The sequence below is a fragment of the Agromyces sp. NPDC058484 genome (assembly GCF_042720415.1).
Lineage (GTDB): Bacteria > Actinomycetota > Actinomycetes > Actinomycetales > Microbacteriaceae > Agromyces.
The window spans coordinates 52,164-75,109 of the sequence record NZ_JBHXMP010000021.1 but is presented as its reverse complement, the minus strand read 5'-3'; the positions used below and the strand labels follow the sequence as shown (position 1 = coordinate 75,109).

25 protein-coding genes are annotated in these 22,946 nt (G+C 69.4%); 12 read left to right on the top strand and 13 right to left on the bottom strand.

Going from position 1 to position 22,946, the window contains the following annotated elements; genetic code table 11:
* From ACFWN7_RS15845 to ACFWN7_RS15835, 3 genes are all read left to right on the top strand, one after another.
* Window positions 1-411 (top strand): family 20 glycosylhydrolase (locus ACFWN7_RS15845; RefSeq protein WP_376939812.1); only part of this gene is annotated, 411 nt, incomplete at its 5' end.
* 22 nt (window positions 412-433) lie between these two features.
* Complete coding sequence (locus ACFWN7_RS15840) at window positions 434-2,191, top strand: glycoside hydrolase family 3 protein (RefSeq protein ID WP_376939810.1); 1,758 nt, start codon at window positions 434-436, stop codon at window positions 2,189-2,191.
* A gap of 65 nt (window positions 2,192-2,256) precedes the next feature.
* Window positions 2,257-3,039, top strand: coding sequence for an SDR family NAD(P)-dependent oxidoreductase (locus ACFWN7_RS15835; protein WP_376939809.1), 783 nt, complete (start codon window positions 2,257-2,259; stop codon window positions 3,037-3,039).
* A gap of 24 nt (window positions 3,040-3,063) precedes the next feature.
* On the opposite strand, the gene ACFWN7_RS15830 is transcribed toward ACFWN7_RS15835, so the two are convergent.
* The 9 genes from ACFWN7_RS15830 to ACFWN7_RS15790 form a co-directional block, all read right to left on the bottom strand.
* Window positions 3,064-3,270 (bottom strand): hypothetical protein, encoded by a 207-nt coding sequence (locus ACFWN7_RS15830; protein WP_376939808.1) that lies wholly within the window; start codon window positions 3,268-3,270, stop codon window positions 3,064-3,066.
* Window positions 3,267-3,488 carry a hypothetical protein gene (locus tag ACFWN7_RS15825; protein ID WP_376939807.1) on the bottom strand — a complete coding sequence of 74 codons (222 nt, stop codon included), beginning with the start codon at window positions 3,486-3,488 and terminating at the stop codon, window positions 3,267-3,269. Before ACFWN7_RS15825 ends, ACFWN7_RS15830 begins: the two co-directional genes overlap by 4 nt.
* A gap of 509 nt (window positions 3,489-3,997) precedes the next feature.
* Window positions 3,998-5,545 (bottom strand): cytochrome b/b6 domain-containing protein, encoded by a 1,548-nt coding sequence (locus ACFWN7_RS15820; protein ID WP_376939806.1) that lies wholly within the window; start codon window positions 5,543-5,545, stop codon window positions 3,998-4,000.
* A 171-nt stretch (window positions 5,546-5,716) separates the two neighbouring features.
* On the bottom strand, window positions 5,717-6,688 hold the full coding sequence (locus tag ACFWN7_RS15815; RefSeq protein WP_376939805.1) for an electron transfer flavoprotein subunit alpha/FixB family protein: 972 nt from the start codon (window positions 6,686-6,688) through the stop codon (window positions 5,717-5,719).
* A gap of 11 nt (window positions 6,689-6,699) precedes the next feature.
* Window positions 6,700-7,476, bottom strand: a complete 777-nt coding sequence (locus tag ACFWN7_RS15810) for an electron transfer flavoprotein subunit beta/FixA family protein (RefSeq protein ID WP_376939804.1) — start codon at window positions 7,474-7,476, stop codon at window positions 6,700-6,702.
* An 18-nt stretch (window positions 7,477-7,494) separates the two neighbouring features.
* Window positions 7,495-8,154 carry a dephospho-CoA kinase gene (gene coaE / locus ACFWN7_RS15805; protein WP_376939803.1) on the bottom strand — a complete coding sequence of 220 codons (660 nt, stop codon included), beginning with the start codon at window positions 8,152-8,154 and terminating at the stop codon, window positions 7,495-7,497.
* Window positions 8,155-8,195: 41 nt separating this feature from the next.
* The gene (locus tag ACFWN7_RS15800) at window positions 8,196-9,122 is read right to left on the bottom strand and encodes an NAD-dependent epimerase/dehydratase family protein (RefSeq protein ID WP_376939802.1); all 927 of its coding nucleotides are present in this window, start codon (window positions 9,120-9,122) and stop codon (window positions 8,196-8,198) included.
* Window positions 9,119-9,901 (bottom strand): MaoC/PaaZ C-terminal domain-containing protein, encoded by a 783-nt coding sequence (locus ACFWN7_RS15795; RefSeq protein WP_376939801.1) that lies wholly within the window; start codon window positions 9,899-9,901, stop codon window positions 9,119-9,121. The genes ACFWN7_RS15800 and ACFWN7_RS15795 overlap by 4 nt, the downstream gene beginning before the upstream one ends.
* Complete coding sequence (locus ACFWN7_RS15790) at window positions 9,898-10,803, bottom strand: SDR family oxidoreductase (protein ID WP_376939815.1); 906 nt, start codon at window positions 10,801-10,803, stop codon at window positions 9,898-9,900. The genes ACFWN7_RS15795 and ACFWN7_RS15790 overlap by 4 nt, the downstream gene beginning before the upstream one ends.
* A 126-nt stretch (window positions 10,804-10,929) precedes the next feature.
* Between ACFWN7_RS15790 and ACFWN7_RS15785 the strand changes: the two genes are divergently transcribed.
* The 5 genes from ACFWN7_RS15785 (at window position 10,930) to ACFWN7_RS15765 (ending at window position 14,925) form a co-directional block, all read left to right on the top strand.
* A complete protein-coding gene (locus ACFWN7_RS15785) occupies window positions 10,930-11,394 on the top strand; it encodes a VOC family protein (RefSeq protein WP_376939800.1) in 465 nt (154 codons plus the stop codon).
* 84 nt (window positions 11,395-11,478) lie between these two features.
* Window positions 11,479-12,237, top strand: coding sequence for an enoyl-CoA hydratase family protein (locus ACFWN7_RS15780; RefSeq protein ID WP_376939799.1), 759 nt, complete (start codon window positions 11,479-11,481; stop codon window positions 12,235-12,237).
* Window positions 12,234-13,103 carry a CoA transferase subunit A gene (locus ACFWN7_RS15775; RefSeq protein WP_376939798.1) on the top strand — a complete coding sequence of 290 codons (870 nt, stop codon included), beginning with the start codon at window positions 12,234-12,236 and terminating at the stop codon, window positions 13,101-13,103. The genes ACFWN7_RS15780 and ACFWN7_RS15775 overlap by 4 nt, the downstream gene beginning before the upstream one ends.
* Entirely contained in the window at window positions 13,100-13,858 is a 759-nt protein-coding gene (locus ACFWN7_RS15770) for a CoA-transferase subunit beta (protein WP_376939797.1), read from the top strand. Before ACFWN7_RS15775 ends, ACFWN7_RS15770 begins: the two co-directional genes overlap by 4 nt.
* Window positions 13,855-14,925, top strand: coding sequence for an NAD(P)H-dependent flavin oxidoreductase (locus ACFWN7_RS15765; protein WP_376939796.1), 1,071 nt, complete (start codon window positions 13,855-13,857; stop codon window positions 14,923-14,925). Before ACFWN7_RS15770 ends, ACFWN7_RS15765 begins: the two co-directional genes overlap by 4 nt.
* Before the next feature lie 53 nt (window positions 14,926-14,978).
* Here the strand turns inward: ACFWN7_RS15765 and ACFWN7_RS15760 are convergent, their stop codons facing one another.
* The 3 genes from ACFWN7_RS15760 to ACFWN7_RS15750 are packed head-to-tail and all read right to left on the bottom strand — an operon-like array spanning window position 14,979 to window position 18,118.
* Window positions 14,979-16,130, bottom strand: coding sequence for an acetyl-CoA C-acetyltransferase (locus tag ACFWN7_RS15760; RefSeq protein ID WP_376939795.1), 1,152 nt, complete (start codon window positions 16,128-16,130; stop codon window positions 14,979-14,981).
* Window positions 16,131-16,160: 30 nt separating this feature from the next.
* The gene (locus ACFWN7_RS15755) at window positions 16,161-16,952 is read right to left on the bottom strand and encodes an SDR family oxidoreductase (protein WP_376939794.1); all 792 of its coding nucleotides are present in this window, start codon (window positions 16,950-16,952) and stop codon (window positions 16,161-16,163) included.
* Window positions 16,949-18,118, bottom strand: a complete 1,170-nt coding sequence (locus tag ACFWN7_RS15750) for an acyl-CoA dehydrogenase family protein (RefSeq protein ID WP_376939793.1) — start codon at window positions 18,116-18,118, stop codon at window positions 16,949-16,951. The genes ACFWN7_RS15755 and ACFWN7_RS15750 overlap by 4 nt, the downstream gene beginning before the upstream one ends.
* 114 nt (window positions 18,119-18,232) lie before the next feature.
* Between ACFWN7_RS15750 and ACFWN7_RS15745 the strand changes: the two genes are divergently transcribed.
* The 4 genes from ACFWN7_RS15745 to ACFWN7_RS15730 are packed head-to-tail and all read left to right on the top strand — an operon-like array spanning window position 18,233 to window position 22,341.
* A complete protein-coding gene (locus ACFWN7_RS15745) occupies window positions 18,233-19,087 on the top strand; it encodes an enoyl-CoA hydratase (RefSeq protein WP_376939792.1) in 855 nt (284 codons plus the stop codon).
* A complete protein-coding gene (locus ACFWN7_RS15740; RefSeq protein WP_376939791.1) occupies window positions 19,084-20,256 on the top strand; it encodes an acyl-CoA dehydrogenase family protein in 1,173 nt (390 codons plus the stop codon). The genes ACFWN7_RS15745 and ACFWN7_RS15740 overlap by 4 nt, the downstream gene beginning before the upstream one ends.
* Entirely contained in the window at window positions 20,256-21,215 is a 960-nt protein-coding gene (locus tag ACFWN7_RS15735) for an acyl-CoA dehydrogenase family protein (protein WP_376939790.1), read from the top strand. Before ACFWN7_RS15740 ends, ACFWN7_RS15735 begins: the two co-directional genes overlap by 1 nt.
* 13 nt (window positions 21,216-21,228) lie before the next feature.
* Window positions 21,229-22,341, top strand: coding sequence for an acyl-CoA dehydrogenase family protein (locus ACFWN7_RS15730; RefSeq protein ID WP_376939789.1), 1,113 nt, complete (start codon window positions 21,229-21,231; stop codon window positions 22,339-22,341).
* Here the strand turns inward: ACFWN7_RS15730 and ACFWN7_RS15725 are convergent.
* Window positions 22,318-22,944 (bottom strand): gamma carbonic anhydrase family protein, encoded by a 627-nt coding sequence (locus ACFWN7_RS15725; RefSeq protein WP_376939788.1) that lies wholly within the window; start codon window positions 22,942-22,944, stop codon window positions 22,318-22,320. The two genes, ACFWN7_RS15730 and ACFWN7_RS15725, sit on opposite strands and share 24 nt — an antisense overlap.
* Between the last annotated feature and the right edge of the window lie 2 nt (window positions 22,945-22,946).

The window sequence follows — 22,946 nt, the reverse complement described above, 5'->3', positions numbered from 1 at the left end:
ACGAGCCGCGTGTACTTCGATCGCCCCCACGCCGTGACATCCACCGACCCCGCACAAGAGGAAATGCGCGCCCACGTCGGCCTGCCCGTCTACCCACCCATGTCGGTTCGCGAGGGCGTCGAGTGGGATCCGGTCGACGACACCCCCGGTGTGGCATCCGACGACCAGATCGCGGGCGTGGAGGCCGCCATCTGGTGCGAGACCATCGCCACCCGCGAAGAACTCGAGTTCATGCTCCTGCCCCGCCTCGGCGGCCTCGCCGAGAAGGCCTGGGGACCCACCGGCGACACCGAATGGACCGGATACGCCGACCGCCTCGCAGCGCTGTCGGTCGTGTGGGACGCACGCGGGTGGAACTGGTTCAAGTCGACAGAGATCGAATGGGCAGACGCCGAGGACGAAGCCGCCTGACCAACGGGAAGCTGACCTGAACATGACTGCCTACGCCAGCCCAGCGCGCTTCCCGTACCAGGACGCGTCCGTTTCAATCGACAACCGCGTCGAGGACCTCCTCTCCCGCATGGACGACGCCGACAAGGCCGGTCTCCTCTTCCACACGATGGTGGCCGTCCAGGAGCTCACCGAGCCGAACGCCATGTTCGGCCTGCCCTCGGTGGCGAATCTGATCCATGACCGACGGATGAATCACTTCAACCTGCTCGGATCGGCGCCGAGCGGGCGCGAGTTCGCGGAGTGGCAGAACGCTGCGCAGCATCTCGCCCGCGAATTGCCGCTCGGCATCCCGATCGCCTTCTCGACCGACCCCCGCCATTCGTTCACTGACAACCCGGGCGCGTCCATGCTCGCTGGCCCGTTCTCGCAATGGCCGGAATCGCTCGGCCTGGCCGCCATCGGGTCGGCCGAGCGCGTGGAACGGTTCGCCGACATCGCGCGGCAGGAGTACCTGGCGGTCGGTCTGCGCGTCGCGCTGCATCCCCAGATCGACCTCAGCACCGAGCCGCGTTGGTCGCGGATCAACGCGACCTTCGGTGAAGACGCCGACCTGACGTCACGGCTCGTGACCGGGTACATCCGCGGGTTCCAAGGCGAGCACCTCGGAACCGAGTCGGTCTCCACCATGGCCAAGCACTTCCCCGGCGGCGGACCGCAGAAGGACGGCGAGGACCCGCATTTCGCATACGGGCGCGAGCAGGTCTACCCGGGCGACAACTTCGAATACCACCTCAAGCCGTTCGCGGCGGCCATCGATGCCGGCGTCTCGCAGATGATGCCGTACTACGGCATGCCGGTGGGGACACACTACGAGGAGGTCGGTTTCGGCTTCAATCGATCGGTGCTGCACGGTCTGCTGCGCGAGCGCTTCGGATTCGAGGGCATCGTCTGCACCGACTGGGGTTTGATCACCGATTCACCCCTCATGTCGGCCAAAGCCTGGGGCGTCGAGCACCTCACGCCGGCGGAACGGATGCTGAAGATCCTCGACGCCGGCGCCGATCAGTTCGGCGGCGAACTGTGCACCGACCTCCTCCTCGAACTGGTCGACGCCGGCAAGCTCGACCGCGCGCGCCTCGACATCTCGGTGCGGCGTCTGCTGCGCGAGAAGTTCACGCTCGGCCTGTTCGACCACCCCTTCGTCGACACAGAGCGCGCGCAGGCGATCGTGGGCCGCGCCGACTTCGTCGCAGAAGGGCTCGACGCGCAGAGCGATTCACTCACTCTGCTCACCAACAGGGGCCGGACACTCCCCCTTGGCCGGGGCATCCGCGCCTACACCGAAGGTGTGGACGACAAGCAACTTCGCGAGTACGCGACCGTCGTCGCAACCCCTGACGAAGCGGATGTCGCGATCCTGCGCATCAAGGCCCCCTACGAGCCCCGGACGAACGGGTTCGAAGCCTACTTCCACGCCGGATCACTCGAGTTCCCCGAACAGGAACTCGAACGGCTGAACGGAATCGCCGCTGCCGTGCCCACGGTGATCGACGTCTATCTCGAACGGCCAGCTGTGCTCGGAGGGCTGGAGCACGCCGCGGCCGCCATGATCGGAAGCTATGGGGCATCCGACACAGCACTGCTCCGGGTGCTGTTCGGTGACCGCGGTCCGCTGGGCTCACTCCCCTTCGATCTTCCGCAGTCGATGCACGCCGTGATCGCCAGCCGCACCGACGTCCCGTTCGACACCGCCGAACCGACCTTCCGGTTCGGCCATGGCCTGCGCTACGAGGCGTAGCGTGGTCTGCAGCCCTGCGGTGCCGCCCTCCCCTGCGCGTCGCTTCACAGAACAGGAGTACGCGAATGACTGAGACGAACTCGCTCGGACTCGCTGGAAAGAACGGTCTCGTGACCGCAGCAGGCGACGGGATCGGACGGGCCAGCGCCCTGGCGTTCGCGGCGGCCGGCGCACGCGTGCTGATCTCGGACATCGCGCCCGAAGGTCTCGAAGAGACCGCTCGGTTGATCCGCGAGACCGGCGGCACGTTCGAGACCCTGATCGGCGATGCCTCGCTCGAATCTGTGGCAGAGGAGACCGTCGCCCGAGTCGTCGAACTCTGGGGATCGCTTGATTTCGCTCACAACAACGCCGGCATCGGCACCGCGAACTCGCCGTTCGCGGACCAGGATCGCGCCGCCTGGGAGCGAGTCTTCTCCGTCAACGTCTTCGGCACCATGACGTTCATGAAGCACGAACTCCGTCAAATGGAGAAGCAGGGTTCCGGTGCCATCGTGAACACCGCATCGATGGCCGGAAAGAACGGGAGCCCGGGCTTGTCCGCCTACGTCGCATCGAAGTGGGCGGTGAACGGGATGACCCAGACCGCCGCGCTCGAGTACGCCGCCAAGGGCATCCGCGTCAACTCGATCTGCCCCGGGGCGACCCTCACGACCGCGTTGCGGAACTGGAAGGCGTCCTCCCCCGACGCGTACGACGCGGTCGCCGCCTCCATCCCGATGCGGCGAATGGGCGAACCCGAAGAGCAGGCTGCGGCCGTCGTCTGGCTCTGCTCCGCCCAGGCGAGCTACATCACCGGAACGCTACTCAACGTCGAAGGCGGCGACGGCATCCTCGGGAAGCCGTAGCCCGTCGGGGCGACCCGGGACCCGTCATCGCACCGACCGGATGCGGTACACGAGGATTCCGCCGATCGCCGCCAGCGCCGACGCCACCAGATAGAGCGCGGCATAACCGCCGAGCGCCTGCACGGCGAACGCGGCGACCACAGGTGCGAGCACGTTCGGGAGGCCGATCGCGAGATTGATGATCCCGACGTCCCTGCCGATGTCGGCGGCGCTGGGAAGGACCTCGGTCACCAGTGCATAGTCGACCGATGTGAGTACGCCGGTTCCCAGCCCAGCACGGCCGCCGCGTCGACGGTGAGCGCGAAACCGGGAGCGACGGCCATGCGGATGGACACGACCACGTCGCATTTGCGCAGGGCCAGGGTCTCGCCGATTCGAGTGGCGGTGCCGAGCATGACTTCGATCAGGTCGCGCACTTGACCGTCGGGCTTCGGCCCCTTTGATGTCATCGCCGGTGCGTGCCGAGCCCGGAGAATCGTTCAGTGTCCATGCACTGAGGTGTTCCAGGTCGTTCCAGAACACCCGGGATGGGTCGAACATCTTCTCCGTGAAGGCCGCAAAACGCGGTCGCTGTCGAGTGAACGTTTGAACCCATCGAGTCCTGTCCCTTTGTCTAGGACACGAAACCCCTGGTCAACCGATGATTTCTAGTAGCGAGGGCGGGACTCGAACCCGCGACACCACGGAGGCGACGGGATGGTTGTCGAGTCCTTCTTCTCGAACCCGAAGTCTCGGATGGTCTCGGACTGGCCCGGGATTCCTTGAGAGAACGGATGTTGCGTTGGCGACTCTACTCGAGGTGGCTGGGAACGTCTGGAGTGAGTTCGGGTCGATATTCGTTGAATAAGCGTGCGCGCATCAAGTGCCGTCGTCTTCATCTTTGCTGCGCGGCGTCGATGCTTCGCGTGGACGAGCCGTTCCCGGTCTGGACGGCGCGGATGGGGGTCCGTGACGAAGCTCAGCGGGCGGTGACCTTGCCCGAGAGTTTCGCGATCTGGGCCAGCACGAACGGCCTGGCAGCGATCCATCCGCCGACGATGATCACCAGGGAGGCGAAGAAGGTCCAGAACCCGGCCCAGTTCACGACATCGGAGCCGCCGTACATGTGGTTCAGATTGCGCAGCGCGCCGGTCGCGAACACGAGGGCGACGTGCACGATGATGAACGCGACGAAGTACAGCATCACCGGGAAATGGATCGCGCGCGCCCACTCGACCGGGTAGATCCGGTTCAGGGTCTTCGCGTTCTTCGGCCACAGCCCGCTCATCCGCACCCCGGTGATGGCCGCGAGCGGTGCGGCGATGAACACCGTGATGAAGTACATCAGCTGTTGCAGGCTGTTGTAGTTCACCCAGCCGTTCTCGGTGGGCCAGTCCAGCGACAGGTACTGCAACCCGGCCGAGATCGCGTTCGGGAACACCTCCCAACTGGTCGGCACGATCCGTACCCAGTGCCCGGTGACGAACAGCAGCACCACGAACACCACGCCATTGATCAGCCACAGGATGTCGAGGGACTGGTGGAACCACAGCGCGAGGCTGATCTTTCCCTGCCCGCCCCTCGACCACCTCGGTGTCCAGTACGCGGACGGCTTCTTCTCGGTGCGCACCTGCAACCCGCTACGGATGATCAGCACGATCAGGAACACGTTGAAGAAGTGCTGCCACTGCACCCACGCCGGGAACCCCGGCTCGGCGCCGCCCTCGGGCAGGTGGTACTCGCCCGGGAACGCAGCCAGGAAGTCCTGCCCGGCCGGGGAACTCATAAACCAGGATGCCCCGACCACCGCGACCGTCGCCGCCAGCAGCAGGCCGAACCCACCGACGATCACCGCGCCCAGCAGCCCGCTCCGGTTGACCGCGTCGAACCGGACGGGCTCCCTCGCGGGCGCAGCGGCTGGTCGCGCCTCCGGGCGAGTCGGCACCGTCGGGCGAGCCGGCGCCGCAGGACGGGCCGGAGCGGTCGTCCGGGCGAGCGGTGCGCGCGTCGGCTGCGCGGCGGAAGCGGTGGCGGTGGCGGTGGCGACGGATGCCGCGGCCGAGGGCTGCGTGACGGGCTCGGGTGCCGCGGACTGCACGGCAGGGGCGGTTGCCGCGGCCGGTCGTGGGAGGCCGGTGCGGGCGGGTCGCGCGCGCGCGGCGGGCGCAGGCGCCGCCACCGGAACGACCGGTTCCAACGCCGCCGGAGTGGCCGGCTCGGGTGCCGCCGTTGCGGGCGGGAACCCAGCCGGAGGCCACGGCTCGCCGCCCTTGACGCGTGGCAGACCTCGACGAAGCGCGCAATCAGATCCGGTCGCCGTGGCGGCGGCGGGCAGGGTGACCAGGCCGGCCGGCGGCCACGGTTCACCGCCGGCAACCCTCGGCAACCCACGACGGATCGGCCGCGAGCCACCCGCCGTCGTCACCGTCGCCGCAGGAGCCGCAGGCGCCGCGAGAGCGGGCTCCTCCGCGACGGGCTCCGCACCCGGTGCCGTCTCGGTCTGCCCGGCCAGCGTCTCGGATGGCATCGGCTGGGTCGCCGCGGCATCCGACCTCATCGACGGCGGCCCGGTTGCACCCGACTCAGGGACGCCGTCGACCACGGCAACGGGCGTCTCACCAGCGGGCGGCCAGGCTTCGCCGCCGGGCCACCGCGGAAGACCTCGTCGAACCGACCGAGCGCACGTCGCCATCGATACCTACTTCTTCTTCGCGTCCAGTGCCGAGATCAGTTGCGGCACAACGGTGAACAGGTCACCGACGACACCGAAGTCGGCGATCTCGAAGATCGGGGCATCCACGTCCTTGTTGATCGCGACGATCGTCTTCGCGGTCTGCATCCCCGCCTTGTGCTGGATCGCCCCCGAGATGCCGAGCGCGACATACAACTGCGGACTGACCGACACACCCGTCTGCCCCACCTGATGCGCATACGGCACATACCCGGCATCCACCGCCGCACGCGACGCGCCCACCGCCGCGCCCAGCGCGTCGGCGAGCTCCTCCACGAGCACGAACTTCTCTCCGGAACCGAGCCCGCGACCACCAGAGACGACCTTCGCCGCGCCACGCAGCTCGGGCCGCGACGACGACACCACGGCCTCGTCGACCGACACCACCGTCGCCGATTTGCGGCCCGACGGCGTCACGGCCAGCTGCTCGACCACCGGGGATGCGACCGCGTCGGCGCGCGCGTCGACGGCGCCCTGCCGCACCGTGATCACCGGGGCGCCGAACGTGACCGCGGAGTCCACGTTGTACGCGCCGCCGTACACCGAGTGATGCGCGACGACGCCCTCATCGTCGCGGGACACGCCGACGGCATCGACCGCGAGCCCCGACCGCGTACGTGCGGCGAACCGGCCCGCGACCTCCCGCCCCTCGATCGAGTTCGACACCAGGATCGCATCGGGACGCACCAGGGCGGATGCCGCGACCAGCGCATCCACGACTGGCACCGTCAGCCCGGCGCCCGGAGTCGCGACCAGCACCGAGGTCGCACCGAGCGCGGCCGCGGCACCCGCCAGCGCCGGAGCATCCGACACCGCCAACGCCACCGGCGTGCCAACGCCCGCCGCCGCACCCAGCAGACCCGCAGCGCTCTTGGCGAGCTCGCCCGACGCGGTCACATCGAGCAGCACCAGAATTGAATCGTCGTTGTAGGCAGCCATCGTCACGTCCTTCACACCAGCCGGTTCGTCATCAGGAACTCGGCGAGCTGCTCACCCGCGTCGCCCTCGTCGGAGATCTTCACGCCCGCCTGCCGCGGCGGCTTCTCGGCGACGCCGATCATGATCGACCGCGCCGCGCCCGGATCCTCCGGATCGATATCGAGATCGGCCAGCGACAACGTCTCGAAGGGCTTCTTCTTCGCCGCCATGATGCCCTTGAAGTTCGGGAACCGGGCATCGGGAAGTCGCTCGGTGACCGAGATCACCGCCGGCAGCTCCGCCGTCACGCGCATCGTCGCCCCGTCACTCGCCCGCTCCCCAGACACCAGGCCATCGGAGATCTCCACCGAGTTCAGGCTCGTGGCCGCCGGCACATCAAGCAGCTCTGCCAGCATCGCGGGCAGCACCCCGCCCGACCCGTCGGTCGACAGGTTGCCCGCGATGACCAGGTCGAACCCGGTTACCTTCACCGCGGCGGCCAGCACCTCGGCGGTGAGACCGAGATCAGCGCCGAGCAGGCCCTCGTCGGTGACCTGCACCGCCGACGCCGCACCCATCGCCAGGCCCTTCCGGATCGTCGCCGCCGACCCCTCGCGGGCCATCGACACCACCACGACCTCGGTACCGGGGTTCTTGTCGGCATGACTCAGCGCGACCTCGAGCGCGCGCTCCCCGATCTCATCCAGCACCGGCCCGCTTGCGGCACGATCCGCAAGCCCGGTCTCCAGGTCGAGCTTGCGGTCCCCGAACGTATCGGGAACCTCCTTGACCAGAACGACGATCTTCATTGATAACTGACCTCCTCGTCACTCACGACTATCATAACCAAGCGCTTGCTTTGGCAAGTCCGAGAGTCGCCGCCACAGCGCATCGACGTGCGAGAGCGTGTCGTTCAGGGAGCCGTCATTGCGCAGCACGACATCCGCGATCGCGGTGCGCGCCTGTTCATCGCCCTGTGCGCTGATCCTGGCGCGGGCGTGATCGGGCGCGTAGCCGCGAATCTCGGTGAGCCGACGCACTCGCTCGTCGATCGACGCCTCGACCGTCACGATGAGGTCGTAACGCCATGGCAGCGGTCCGGTCTCCTTCGTGAGCAACGGGATCTCGTGCACGACCACGCCTCCTTGCGCTCGTTCGACAGCGATGGCCTCCACCGTGGCGTCGCGGATCGCCGGATGCATGATCGCGTTGAGCTGCTCCCGCCTGTCGTGGTCTTCGAAGACGCGGGCGGCGATCGCCTCACGGTCGAGCGAGCCCTCGTCACGCAGGATCGCGTCGCCGAACACGTCGGTGAGGGAGCGGAGCACTCGACGCCCCGCGCGCGTGGACGGGTCCACCACGTCTCGGGCGATCGCATCGGCATCGATGATCCGGGCGCCGCGCTCGCAGAGCGCCCGCGCGACGGTGCTCTTGCCTGCGCCGATTCCCCCGGTGAGGGCGACCAGCTGGAATTCCGACCTCATCATTCTCCTTCTCGCACGCGGCGCCAGCGGCATGATTCCCCCGCTCAGCCCCGCTCAGCGTCGGCGGCCTTGACGATGCGCTCCAACGCCGGTCGCACGTCGGCGCGGTCGTATCCGAGCAACGCGACCTCCGCGGCATCCGGTTCGTACGCGATCACGTTGCCGCGCCCCTGCACGATGAAACGATCGGGCTGGAACGGGTGCGGCTCATCGCGTTCCTCGATCACCCTCGCCGAACCGGCCGCCTCGGCGAGCAACTGGAAGTAGTCGCGGTACGTGAGGTTCACGTCACCGACGAGGTACGCGCGGCCCGGCTCCCCCGCGTCGAGTGCGCCCGCGACGGCCTGCGAGAGCGAGCGCACCGACATGTAGTTGGTACCTCCGGTCGGGGCGAACAGCTCGGGCTCGGGCAGCTCGCCCCGCACCCACGCGATCATGCGGGCGAATCGCCGCAGCCCGCGACCGGGTGTCGTGCCGACGATCGAGGGTGGGTTGAGCGTGATCGCGGCGAAGCCGTCGCCGGTGAGGGCACGAGCACCCTCGTCGGCGTCGCGACGCGCGGCCACATAGGGCATCGTCTCGGCCCACTCGGGATGCAACTGGTGGTAGTAGCTGCCGATCTGCACGAACCGCCCGACGCCGGCGCGCTTCGCGACCTCCGCGAACGCTGGTACGCCGTCGCGCTGCACACGGCGCCAGAACGCGTCATCCTCCGCGTCCGCCGCGACGTGGCGGATATCGTTACCCGCCGCGAAGACGACCGCGTCGAAGTGCTCGAGGTCCCGGGGGGTGAGGTCACCGGCGGTGTAGTCGCCGACCAGGCGCGGCATCCCTCCGATCGCGGGCAGGTCTTCGGCTCGTGCCGCGCCGCGCGAGAGCACGGTGACACGGTCGCCGCGCTGGGCGAGCCGCTCGGCCACGTGGCTGCCGATGAAGCCGGTGCCGCCCGCGACGAGCACGCGCCGCGTCATGCGAACACCGCCTTGGCATCGGTGATGACCGGATGGTCGCCTCGCAGCACCTCGAACGAGGCATCCGGCCACGAACGCACCGTGAGTTCGTCGCCGGGCACGACCGGGCCGCTGAAGCGACCGTCGAGACGGGTGAGCTCGGCGGGGTGAGCGCCCGACAGGTCGGCGAGCGTCAGCGTGGCGGCGGCGAGCGTGCACAGGCCCTGGAGGATGGGCCGTGGCTGGCCGATGCGGGCGGATGCCCCGGGGTCGATGTGGATGTGATGGCGATCGCCCGTGAGCCGGTAGAGCGCCGCCTGATTCGCTGCCGTGGCGAGGGTACCGACTCGGGGCTCGCCTCGGGTCTCGGCACTGCTCCGACCCGGCCCCCGCTCGCCGCCGAAGCCGCCGCGGCCCGGCGCGAAGATCGACCAGGTCGCGGTGAAGCAATCGCTCTCGACCACGATCTCGAACACGGCTGCCGAGCCCTTGTCCCACACCTCGCCGACGCGCGCCACCAGCGTGAGCTCCCCCGAACGAGCCAGCGGCGCATGCACCTCGAGGGTCTGCGCGCCATGCACCGAGCGGTCGTCCCACGCACCCTCGGCTGCGAGGATGTCCGGCGCCCACTGCGCGAGGGTCAGGCCGAACGTGGGAAGCACACGAAGCCGGTCCTCGAACACGAGGTCGAGCCGGTCGGCCGGCGCTCCGACCGCGAGCGCATACAGGATCACGTCGCGCTCGGCGTACGAGACCGTGCGTTCTCCGAGTGCGCGCCCGGCCCACTCGCCGGCGTTCATGCGCCGTACACCGGCTCTGGCTCGACGCCCTCGGCGACGAGGGCACGCACGATCGCACCGACCTCGTCGGCCTGCCAGCGCCGTGCGGCGTCGCGGAGCGGCCCATGGCGCCATCCCTCCTCGAGGCAGATGCGGCCGCCCTCGACCTCGATCACCCGCCCGGTGACATCGGCGGCGTCATCGCTTGCGAGCCATGCGACCACGGGCGAGACGTTGGCGGGATCCATTCGGTCGAATCCCTCGCCGGGCGCGGCCATCGCGTCGGCGAACGGCCCTTCGGTCATCCGGGTCCTGGCCGAGGGAGCGATTGCATTCACGGTGACACCGTAGCGAGCGAGTTCCTGCGCGGCCACGAGCGTGAGCGAGGCGATGCCGCCCTTGGCGGCCGAATAGGCGGCCTGCCCGACGCTGCCCTGAAGTCCCGCACCCGACGACGTGTTGATCACCCGCCCCGCGGGCATCCGCCCCGCCTTCGCCTCGCCGCGCCAATAGGCGGCCGCGTGCCGCAGCGGCGCGAAGTGGCCCTTGAGGTGCACCCGGATGACGGCGTCCCATTCGTCCTCCTCGGCGTTGACGAGCATTCTGTCACGCACGAAGCCCGCGTTGTTGACGAGGATGTCGAGGCGCCCGAACGTCTCGATGGCCTGATCCACCAACTGCTTCGCCTGCTGGAAATCAGCGATGTCGGCGCCGTTCGCGATCGCCTCGCCTCCGGCCGCCCGGATGATGTCGACGACCTCCTGTGCCGGGCCGACCGACGTGCCGTCGCCGCCGAGCGACGTACCGAGGTCGTTGACGACGACCTTCGCCCCGTTCCGTGCGAGTTCGAGCGCGTGCTCGCGCCCGAGTCCGCGCCCGGCGCCCGTCACGATCGCCACGCGTCCTTGGCAGATTCCCGTCATTGCCACGTCTCTCCTTCGAGTTCGATCCTCGGCTCAGCCTAACGCTGAAACCAAGCAACTGCTAGTTTGCCTACACATGGAACGCCACAGCCGTTTCGAGTGGATCACACAACGACGGGAGCAGGCATGAAGATCGAATCGATGGAACTGGTCGGATTCGTGGTGCACGACCTGGATCGCGCCGTCGCGAAGTACTCGGCACTTTTCGGGGTCGAGTTCCGCAGCTTCACCGCGGGTGTCGACTATGAACTCGTCTATGAGGACGACGAAGCAGACACGTCCGCGCCTTCGCTCCCCGATCAGGTGCGACTCGCGATGGACACGACGGGCCTGTTCGAGATCGTCGAAGTCCCGGGCGCGCGCGAGGGGTTCCGCAACGTCCACTTCCGAGTCGACGACATCGAGGCGGTCGCCGCGCATTTCACAGCTCAGGGCGCGCGCCTGGTCGCTCGACTCCGGGCCGGCACGGTGCGCGAGTTCATCTTCGACGCCGCCGACCTCCACGGCATTCGAGTCTGCCTGGTCGAATACGAGGGCGCCTCGTTCGCGGAGGCCCTGGATGCCTCGCCCGCGGCGACCGGCCGGCATTGAACCCGAGCAGCGACGGAATCGTCGTTCCGGTTCAACCAAGCAAGTGCTAGGGTAGCAAGCAAACGTTAGGTCAGGAGAACTCTCATGGCAGTGAGTGCGACGATGCACCACAACGGCGTCCGCGTCGTCACGATGGACTACCCGCCGGTGAACGCCCTTCCGGTTGCCGGCTGGTACGAGGTCGCCGACGAGATGCGGCAGGCCGGCGGAGACGAGCAGACGCGCGTCGTCCTGCTTCGCGCCGAGGGTCGCGGCTTCAACGCCGGCGTGGACATCAAGGAGATGCAGCGCATCGACGGCTTTTCCGGCATCATCGGGGCCAATCGAGGGTGCTACGAGGCGTTCAAGGCCATCTACGAGTGCCCCGTCCCCGTCATCTCCGCCGTGAACGGCTTCTGCCTGGGCGGCGGGGTCGGCCTCGTGGGCAACAGCGACGTGATCGTGGCATCCGATGATGCGTACTTCGGCGTGCCCGAGGTCGATCGCGGTGCCCTGGGTGCCGCCACTCACCTCTCCCGCCTCGTGCCGCAGCACATGCTGCGGGCGATGTACTATACGAGCCGCACCGTCTCCGCGCAGCGCCTGGCAGAGTTCGGGAGCGTGCACTCGGTCGTGGCGCGCGCAGACCTCGACGAGACTGCCCTGGCACTGGCCGGCGAGATCGCCGCGAAGGACCCGCGCGTCATCCGCGCCGCCAAGGAAGCGCTCAACGGCATCGACACCATGGACGTCAACCGCAGCTACCGGTTCGAGCAGGGCTTCACGTTCGAGCTGAACCTCGCCGGCGTCGCCGACGAGCACCGTGACGCCTTCGTCGAGACCGGCGGCAACCTCTCGACGTGAGCGACAAGCGCATCGAGGTCGACGACGTCGCCGACCTCTTCGAGGACGGTATGACCATCGGCATCGGCGGCTGGGGGTCGCGGCGCAAGCCAATGGCGCTCGTGCGCGCCATCGTGCGCTCGGGGGCGAAGGACCTCACGATCGTGAGCTTCGGCGGACCCGACGTCGGCGTGCTGTGCGCGACCGGGCAAGCGGCGAAGGTCGTGCACGGATTCGTGTCGCTCGACTCCATCGCGATCGAGCCGCACTTCGCCGCGAGACGGCAGGCCGGCACGGTCGAGTCCGTCGAACTCGACGAGGCGATGCTCGTGTCGGGGCTGCGTGCCGCGGCGAGGCGACTCCCGTTCGAGGTCACCCGGGCCGGACTCGGCTCCGATGCGGTGCAGCGCAACCCCCGCATCCGCACGATCGTCTCCCCCTACGATGACCGCGAGAAGCTCGTCGCGATGCCCGCGGTCCCACTCGACCTCGCGCTGGCGCACCTCGATCGAGCCGACGCCTCGGGCAACGCCCAATGCCTCGGGCCCGACCCCTACTTCGATGACTTGTTCGCGTCGGCGGCCGCGCGCACGGTCGTGAGCGCGGAGCACGTCGTCGAGACCGCAGGGCTGGCGACGGATGCCGCGGCGTCGACGATCGTGCTCAACCGCACCATGGTCGACCATGTCGTGCATGCGCCCGCGGGAGCGCACTTCACGAGCTGCGAGCCGGCATATGGACGGGACGAGGCGTTCCAGCGGGCATATGTCGCGTCCGCGGCATCCGACACCGAGTGGGAGCGGTTCAGGAGCCGGTTCGTCGACGTCGACGACGCGACGTATCACCGCTCGGTCGCCGAACTGCACGCGGAGGCGAGCCGATCGTGAGTGCCACCGCCACCCGGGCCGAGGTCACGGTCGCCGCGTGCAGCGACCTCTTCCGCGATGCCGGTGAGATCCTTGCCAGCCCCACCGGCGTCGTGCCGACGATCGGGGCACGACTGGCCCGGCTGACGCACGCGCCCGAGCTGCTGCTGAGCGACGGCGAGGCCACGCTCTACGCCGACACGCCGGCGGTCGACGAACCATTCCGGCTCGTCGAGGGCTCGCTGCCGTACTGCGCGCTGTTCGACCTCATCGCGCGCGGCCGACGCCATGTCGTGATGGGCGCGGCGCAGCTCGACCGCCACGGCAACCAGAACCTATCGGCCATCGGCGACCGGTCGCATCCCACGCGGCAACTGCTCGGCGCACGCGCGGCAGCGGCGAACACGATCAATCACCCCACGAGCTATTGGATCGCCCGGCACTCAGCGCGCGTCTTCGTGGAGCGGGTCGACGTGGTCACCGGCCTCGGCACCGATCGTGCGCGCAGCGTCGGCGTCTCGGCACGCTTCCACCGCCTGCACCGCGTGGTCACCGACCTCGCGGTACTCGACTTCAGCGGCCCCGATGGCACCATGTCACTCGTCAGCACCCATCCCGGTGTCGACGTCGCAGGGGTGCAGGCGGCCACCGGCTTCGCCGTGCACATTCACGGCGACGTGCCGAACACCCGACTGCCCGACCCCGAGGAACTGCGGCTCATCCGGGAACGGCTCGATCCCCGACGGCTCCGAGAGCGAGAGGTCCCCGCCACATGAGCACTCCCCCGATGATCCGCACCCGCCTCACCGAGCTCACCGGAATCGATCACCCCATCGTCCAGACCGGCATGGGCTGGGTCGCCGGCGCCCGCCTCGTGTCGGCGACCGCGCGCGCCGGCGCCCTGGGCATCCTCGCGTCGGCCACCATGACAGCCGAGGAGCTCGAGCGGGCGATCGTCGAGGTGAAGGAGCGCACCGACCGTCCGTTCGGGGTGAACCTGCGCTCGGACGCCGGCGATGCGATGGACCGCGTCGAGCTGCTGATCCGGCATGGCGTGAAGGTCGCATCGTTCGCACTCGCACCGAAGCGCGAACTCATCGAGCGATTGAAGGAGCACGACATCGTCGTCATGCCCTCGATCGGAGCCGTACGCCACGCGGAGAAGGTCGCATCATGGGGGGCGGACGCCGTGATGATCCAGGGCGGCGAGGGCGGTGGACACACCGGTGCCGTGCCCACCTCACTGCTGCTGCCATCGGTCGTCTCGGCGGTCGACATCCCGGTCGTGGCCGCGGGCGGCTTCTTCGACGGCCGCGGGCTCGCCGCCGCCCTCGCCTACGGTGCCGTCGGCATCGGCATGGGCACACGGTTCCTCCTCACGAGCGACAGCGCCGTCCCCGACGCGATCAAGCAGCGCTACCTCGGATTCGGACTCGACGGCACCGTCGTCACCACCAAGGCCGACGGGATGCCCCACCGGCTGCTTCGCACCGAATTCGTGGAGGATCTCGAGGCATCCGGTTCGCTGCGTCACCTGCCTGCGACGGTGCGGCGATCGTTCGAGTTCCGCAAGCTCAGCGGCATGTCGTGGCCCGCCTTCCTGAAGGACGGCCTCTCGATGAAGAAGGCCTCGGGGCGCAGCTGGTCGCAGATGGCCCTCGCCGCGAACACGCCCATGCTGCTGAAGGCCGGGCTCGTCGAGGGCGACACCGAGGCCGGGATGCTCGCGGCGGGACAGGTCGTGGGACTCATCGACGACCTGCCGAGCTGTGAGGAGCTCGTCGACCGCATCGTGCGCGAGGCCGTCGCGCGCCTGCGCGACGCGTCGGCCGCGGTCATCTGAGACGGGGACGCCGGTGAGGGCGTGGCACGAGCATCCCGGCCACGCCCCTCGCGTCACATCCGTTCGATGATCGTCACGTTGGCGACCCCGCCGCCCTCGCACATCGTCTGCAGCCCGTAACGGCCGCCGGTCCGCTCGAGTTCGCCGAGGAGCGTGGTCATCAGGCGTGTTCCGGTCGCGCCGATCGGGTGGCCGAGCGCGATCCCCCCGCCGTTCACGTTCACACGGTCGCGATCGGCGCCGGTCTCCTTCATCCATGCGAGCACCACCGAGGCGAACGCCTCGTTCACCTCGAACAGGTCGATGTCATCGATGGTCATGCCGGAGCGTTCGAGCGCGTGCTGCGTCGCCGGGATGGGTGCCGTGAGCATCCACACCGGGTCGGCACCGCGAACCGAGAGATGGTGGATGCGCGCACGCGGGGTGAGCCCGTGCTCGGCGATCGCCCGCTCGGAGGCCACGAGCACTGCGCTGGAGGCATCGCTGATCTGCGAGGCGACGGCCGCGGTGACGCGTCCGCCGTCGGTGAGCGTGGGCAGGGTCGCCATCTTCTCGAGCGAGGTGTCGCGTCGCGGCCCCTCATCGGCAACAAGACCGGCGATGGGTGCGATCTCGTTCGCGAAGCGCCCCTCGTCGGTCGCGGTGATCGCGCGCTGGTGGCTCTCGAGGGCGAACTGCTCCATCTGTTCGCGGCTCAGTTCCCAGCGTTCGGCGATGAGTTCGGCCGCACGGAACTGGGACACCTCCTGGTCGCCGTACCTCGCGCGCCAACCCTCCGACTCGGCGAACGGGGTCGTGAAGCCGAACTGCGCCCCGAGCACCATCGCCGACGAGATCGGGATGGCCGACATGTTCTGCACGCCACCCGCGACGACGAGGTCGTTGGTTCCCGACATCACGGCCTGCGCCGCGAAGTGCACGGCCTGCTGGCTCGAGCCGCACTGCCGATCGACGGTGACGCCCGGAACATGCTCGGGGTAGCCGGCGGCGAGCCACGCCGTGCGTGCGACGTTGCCCGCCTGCGACCCGATCGTGTCGGTGCATCCCATGACGACGTCGTCGACCGCACCCGGGTCGATACCGGTGCGTTCCACGAGCGCCCGGATGACATGCGCCCCGAGATCGGCCGAGTGCACTCCGGCGAGGCCGCCGCCGCGCTTGCCCACGGGGCTGCGGACGGCGTCGACGAGATATGCGGTGGTCATTCGTGCTCCCAGCTTCGGTTTCGGACGGATTCAGGCGTGCTGGCTGCTCACCGACACGACCTCACCGGTCATGTACGACGAGTAGTCGCTCGCGAGGAAGACCATGACGTTCGCGATCTCCCACGGCTCGGCGGCCCGGCCGAAGGCCTCACGGGCCTTGAGCTGCTCGAGGTGCTCGGGCGTGGTCACCTTCTCGAGGAAAGGGTGCATGGCGAGGCTCGGTGAGACGGCGTTCACACGGATGCCGTGCGCTGCGAGGTCCATCGCCGCCGATCGGGTGAGGGCCATCACCCCTGCCTTCGCGGCCGCATAGTGCGCCTGACCCTCCTGCGCGCGCCAGCCGATCACGGAGGCGTTGTTCACGATGACGCCCGGATGCCCCGCCTCGACCATGCGGCGGCCCGCCGCACGGACGCAGCGGAAGGTACCCGTGAGCGTCACGTCGAGCACCTTCGACCACTGATCGTCGGTCATCTCGAGGATCGGTGCGGTGCCGCCGAGCCCCGCATTGTTGATCATGACGTCGATGGGGCCGCCGTCCTCGGCGGCGTCGAGCAGGGCGGCGACCTGAGCTTCGTCGGTGACGTCGCAGACCACCGAGCGCACGCGTTCGGCACCGAACCGAGCCCCGAGTTCCGCTCGCGCCGTGTCGAGCCGCCCGGCGTGGGTGTCGCCGATCACCACGAGCGCGGCACCCTCCTCGAGACACCGAGTGGCGACGGCCGATCCGATGCCCGCCCCGGCGGCGGCGGTCACGACGACGCGTCGGCCCTCGAGCAGTCCGTGCGGCACGACGTACTCGGGCGCGAGTGCTGGGTTCATGGACGTGCCTCCCTCGGCAGGCCGAGCACGCGCTCGGCGATGACGTTGCGTTGGATCTCGTCGGAGCCGCCGTAGATGGTGTCGGCTCGGCTGAACAGGTACAGGGTCTGCAGTTCGTCGAGCTCGTAGGGCGGTGCCGCGACGGTGAGCGCGCTCGGTCCGGCGGCGGCCATCGCGAGCTCGCCGAGCGATCGGTGCCACTGCGACCAGAGCAGTTTCGTGACGGATGCCTCGTACCCCTGCTCGCCGCCGAGCGTGCGCAGCGCGTGGAGCCGGATGAGTTCGAGGCCCAGGTGCGCCTGCACGAGTCGGTCACGAAGGAGCGGATCATCGATCGCGCCCGTGCGTCGGGCGGTTTCGATGACCACGTCGAGTTCGCGGCGGAAGGCGATCTGCTGGGCGAGCGTGGAGACGCCGCGCTCGAAGCCGAGCGTCGACATGGCGACCCTCCACCCACCGCCTGGCTCGCCCACGACGAGGTCCGCATCGGTGAGGGCGCCGTCGAAGAACACCTCGTTGAACTCGCTCGTGCCCGTGAGCTGCACGATGGGCCGCACCTCGATGCCGTCCTGGTGCATGGGCACGAGCAGGTACGAGAGGCCGTCGTGCTTGCGTTCGCCGTCGCCCGTGCGCGCGATGACGAAGCACCAGTCGGCGTGCTGTGCGAGCGAGGTCCACACCTTCTGCCCGTCGACGACCCAGCTACCGCCATCGAGCCGCGCCCTCGTGGCGACGGCAGCGAGGTCGGAACCGGCACCGGGCTCCGAGTACCCCTGGCACCAGAGTTCCTCGACCGAGACGATCTTCGGCAGGAAGCGCGCCTGCTGCTCGGGAGTGCCGTGCGCCATGAGGGTGGGCCCGAGCAGCTCCTCACCGAGGTGGTTCACGCGCGCCGGGGCGTCCGACCTCGCGTACTCCTCGTGGAAGATCACCTGCTGGGCGAGGCTGAGGCCCCGCCCGCCGAACTCCTCGGGCCAGGCGACGCATGACCAGCCGGCGGCGGCGAGGTGGCGGTTCCATTCGAGTCGTTCCTCGAACGCCTCGTGCTCACGGCCCGAGCCGCCGAGTCCGCGGAGCGCGGCGAAGCGGCCGGAGAGGTTGGACTCCAGCCACTCCCGGATCTCCACGCGGAACTCCTCGTCCGCTGCTGAGTAGGTCAGGTCCACGCCGTCTTCTCCTCGTCGAGCCCCGTTGGTCATCACGTCATGCTTCGCCTATAGTAGCAACAACCAAGCGATTGTTTGGTCACGTTTCGCCGGGAGTTCAGGGAGGAGCTCGAGATGACCACGGACGAAGAGGATGTCGTCGCCTATGAGGTTCGCGGAGCCATCGCCTTCGTGCGGCTGAACCGCCCGCAGTACCGCAACGCCCAGAACTCCAAGGTGACCTACGCCCTGGACGCCGCGTTCACGCGCGCGACGAACGACGACACCGTGAAGGTCATCGTACTCGGGGGCAACGGAGACCACTTCTGCGCCGGGCACGACATCGGCACTCCCGGCCGCGACATCCACGAGAGCTTCGAGCGCAAAGCCGTCATCTGGTGGGACCACGTCGGCGCCGAGGGCGTCGATTCGCGATTCGCGCGCGAGTCGGAGGTGTACCTGGGGATGTGCCGACGCTGGCGCGAGATCCCCAAGCCCACCATCGCCATGGTGCAGGGCGCCTGCATCGCCGGGGGGCTCATGCTCGCGTGGTCGTGCGACTTCATCGTCGCGTCCGACGACGCGTTCTTCCAGGACCCCGTCGTACGCATGGGCATCCCGGGTGTCGAGTACTTCGCGCACCCGTGGGTCACCAACCCTCGCGCTGCGAAGGAGATGCTCTTCACCGGCGACCGGATGCCGGCGCAGCGCGCCTACGAGCTCGGCATGGTCAACCACCTCGCCCCGCGCGCCGAGCTCGAGGCAAGAACAGTCGAGATCGCCGAGCGGATGGCGCAGATGCCGCGCCTCGGCCTCGCGCTCGCGAAGAAGGCGGTCAACCAGGCCGAGGACCTGCAGGGGCTGCGCGCCGGCATGGACTCGGTCTTCGGCCTCCACCACGCCGCGCACGCCCACAACGCCGAGGTGCAGGGCGACTCGCTCGCAGGCGTCGGCATCGCCTCGATCCGGGACGCGGGAGACCGCTCGTGAACCTCGACCTCACCGAAGAGCAGGAGGCGTTCCGCCAGGAGGCACGTACCTGGCTCGCTGAGCACGTGCCGGGCACGCCCCTGCCGTCGATGGACACCGAGGCCGGGTTCGCGGCCCACCGCGACTGGGAGGCAGAACTCGCCTCGGGCCGCTGGTCGGTCGTCTCGTGGCCCGAGGAGTACGGCGGCCGCGGTGCGGGCACCGTCGAATGGGTGCTCTTCGAGGAGGAGTACTACCGCTCGGGTGCCCCGACTCGCGTCGCCCAGAACGGCATCACGCTGCTGGCCCCGATCGTCTTCGAGCACGGCACGCAGGCACAGCGCGAGCGCTACCTTTCCGGCATGTCCGACGGCAGCACCGTGTGGGCGCAGGCCTGGTCCGAGCCCGGGGCCGGCAGCGATCTCGCGGCCATCCGCAGCACCGCCCGTCGCGACGACACACGCGGCGGGTGGGTACTGAACGGCCAGAAGATCTGGAGCTCCCGGGCGGTGTGGGCCGATCGCGGGTTCGGGCTCTTCCGCTCCGACCCCGAGGCCGAGCGGCACCGTGGGCTCACGTACTTCCTGTTCCCGCTGGATGCCCCGGGCGTCACGGTTCGCCCGATCGCCCAACTCGACGGCGACACCGGCTTCGCGGAGATCTTCTTCGACGACGTGTTCGTGCCGGATGACGACGTGTTGGGCGCCCCCGGTGACGGATGGCGCGTCGCGATGAGCACCGCCGGCAACGAGCGCGGACTCTCGCTGCGCGCACCCGGCCGCTTCCTCGCGGCATCCGACCGGCTCGTCGAGTTGTGGAACCGGAACGCCGACGAGGACCGCACCGCGCAGGACGCGGTGGTCGACGCCTGGATCGGCGCCGAGGCGTACCGACTCTTCACCTGGCAGACCGTCAGCCGTCTCCTCGAGGGCGGCGACGTGGGCGCCGAGGGCAGCGTGAACAAGGTCTTCTGGTCGGAACTCGACATCCACATCCAGGAGACCGGCCTGCGCCTGCTCGGCCCCGAGGCGGAGTTCCGCGGCCGAGCGGGCATCGATGACGGGCGATGGGCCGACGACTACCTGTTCGCCCTCGCGGGACCCATCTACGCGGGCACGAACGAGATCCAGCGCAACATCATCGCCGAGCGGATCCTCGGACTCCCCCGCGGCGACCGAAGGAGGGCGTGATGCGATTCCTCGCCACCGACGAGCAGGAGGCCTTCGCCGAGGCCGTCGACGAACTCGTGCAGGATCACGGCGGCGCGGCCGTCGCGCAGCAGTGGGCATCCGGCGACCACACCGCGGGACTCGCGCTGTGGCACAGCTTCGGCGAGCTGGGCCTCGCGGGCCTGCGCGTGGCCGAGGCCGAGGGCGGTCTCGGCGGCAGCGCCGCCGACCTCGCGATCGTCTTCGAGCGGCTCGGCTACCACGCGGCACCCGGCCCGTACCTCGAGAGCGTCGCGCTGCTGCCCCGGCTCGTCGACGACGAGGCGCGCTCCGCGTTGATCGGAGATGGGGCGATCGCGACGGCGAGCGTCGAAGGTCTCGCGCCCGCGGCACTCGATCCCGACATCGCGACGCACCGTTTCGCGATCGGCGACGGCTGGATCGCCCCGGCAGTCGAGTTCGAGCGCATCGAGTCGCTCGCTCCCGTGCGGCGCCTCGGCCGCCTCGTTCCGGGCGCTCGAACCGACCTCGACGTCGATCAGCTCGCCGCAGCGCTCGACGAGGCGGCGCTCGCCTCGGCCGCGATGCTGCTCGGCGCCGGCGAGCGGCTCCTCGCCGAGGCGGTGGGGTACGCGAAGATCCGCGAGCAGTTCGGCAAGCCGATCGGCGAGTACCAGAGCCTGAAGCACCAGCTCGCGGACGTGCGGGTCGCACTGAGCTTCGCGCGGCCGCTCATCTGGTCGGCCGCGACGACGTTCGACTCGTCGACCCGTGCACGCGACGTCTCCGCGGCGAAGATCGCAGCGGGCGATGCGGCCCGGCTCGCGGCTCGCACGTCGTTGCAGGTGCACGGCGCGATCGGATACACCGCAGAGCACCAGCTCGGGCTGTGGGTCACGCTCGTGCCGGCCCTCGCCTCGGTGTGGGGAACCGCGGCGTACCATCGAGCGCGGGTCGCCCGCTCCATCCTGTCGGCCTGAACCGGGAGACGCCATGCAGTTCGATCTCAGCGAAGAGCAGCACGAGCTCGTCACGTTCATCCGGAGCCTGCTCCAACAGCGCTCCGACAGCACCGCCGTGCGACGCGCGATCGCGTCCGACGCGGGCTTCGACCCCGAGGTGTGGCGGGTGCTCTGCGAGGAGATCGGCGCGGCCTCGCTCGCGATCCCCGAGGAGTACGGCGGCGCGGGTTTCACGGCGTACGAGACGCACCTCGTGCTCGAGGAGCTCGGGTACGCGCTCACGCCCTCGCCCTACCTCGGCTCGGTCGCGATCGCCGCGCAGGCGCTGCTCGCGAGCGGCAACGACGAGGCCTGCGCCCGACTGCTTCCTGGGATCGCCGCGGGAACATCGATCGCAACACTCGCATGGGGGGATGCGGTTGGTCGCTGGTCTCCCGACACGACCGACGTGGTGGCGACCCCGGGCGAACCGTGGCGCCTGAGCGGCACGGTGCCGCTCGTGCTCGACGGCACGGCCGCCGACGTCGTCCTCGTGATCGCGCAGACGCCCGACGGGCCCGGCCTCTTCGAGGTCATCGCGCCCGAGGCGATCGAGCGCGATCGCACGCCGGCGGTGGATCCGACGCTGCAGTTCGCGACCCTGCGGTTCGACGGCACACCGGCCGTGCCCATCGCGATCGGTGATGCCGCGCACTTCGATGCGGTACGCGACCGGGCGCTCACCGCCATCTCGGCGCTGCAGGTCGGCGCGGCGGCGCGCGGACTCGACATGACGGTGGACTACGCGAAGCAGCGGGTGCAGTTCGGCAGGCAGATCGGTTCGTTCCAGGCGCTCAAGCACCGCATGGCCGACCTGCACGTGCGAGTCGACACGGCTCGCACCGCCTCCCGCGCAGCGGCGTGGGCCGTCGCGAACGACGCGCCGGAGGTCCCCGAGCTCGCCGCGCTCGCGAAGTCGTGGTGCTCCGAAGGGCTCGACCTCGTGGCATCCGAGACCGTTCAGCTGCACGGCGGTATCGGCATCACCTGGGAGCACGACGCACAGCTCGTGTTCAAGCGCGCGCACGCGACGGGACAGCTCTTCGGCACGGCGAGCGAGCAGCGCACCCGCCTGGCGCACTCACTCGGAATCGTCGGCGGCTGACCTGCGGTGCTCGTGCAACGGGCGCGACACGTCGGCGCCCGTGCTCACCCGCGGCCGGTCGGGCTCGACCGCGGTCAGCGCCAGCACCGGCCGCAGCGTCTCGCGGCTGCGCTGCGCGAGCTCCTGGTAGATCCGCACGCCGTTCCGCTTCCATTCGAGGGCGACGTCGTCGAGCTGCTTCACGACCTTGGCGGGGTTTCCGACGGCGAGGGATGCCGCGGGCACGACCGTTCCGGCGGGAACGACGGCGCCGGCGCCGACGAGGGCGTTCTCTCCGATCTCGGCGCCGTCGAGCACGGTCGCGCCGATACCGATCAGCGCGAACGAGTGCACCACGCAGCCGTGCAGCACGGCGCCGTGCCCGACGTGGCTGTTCGGCTCGAGCACGGCGTCGGCGCCGGGGAACGCGTGGATGACGCACGAGTCCTGCACGTTCGAGCCCTCGCCCACGATGATGCGGCCGAAGTCGCCGCGCAGGCTCGCGAACGGTCCGATGTAGCATCCGGGTCCGATGATCACGTCGCCGATCAGGCTCGCGCTCTCGTGCACGAAGGCCGTCGGGTCGACGACCGGCACCACCCCGTCGATCTCGTAGGCCGGCATGA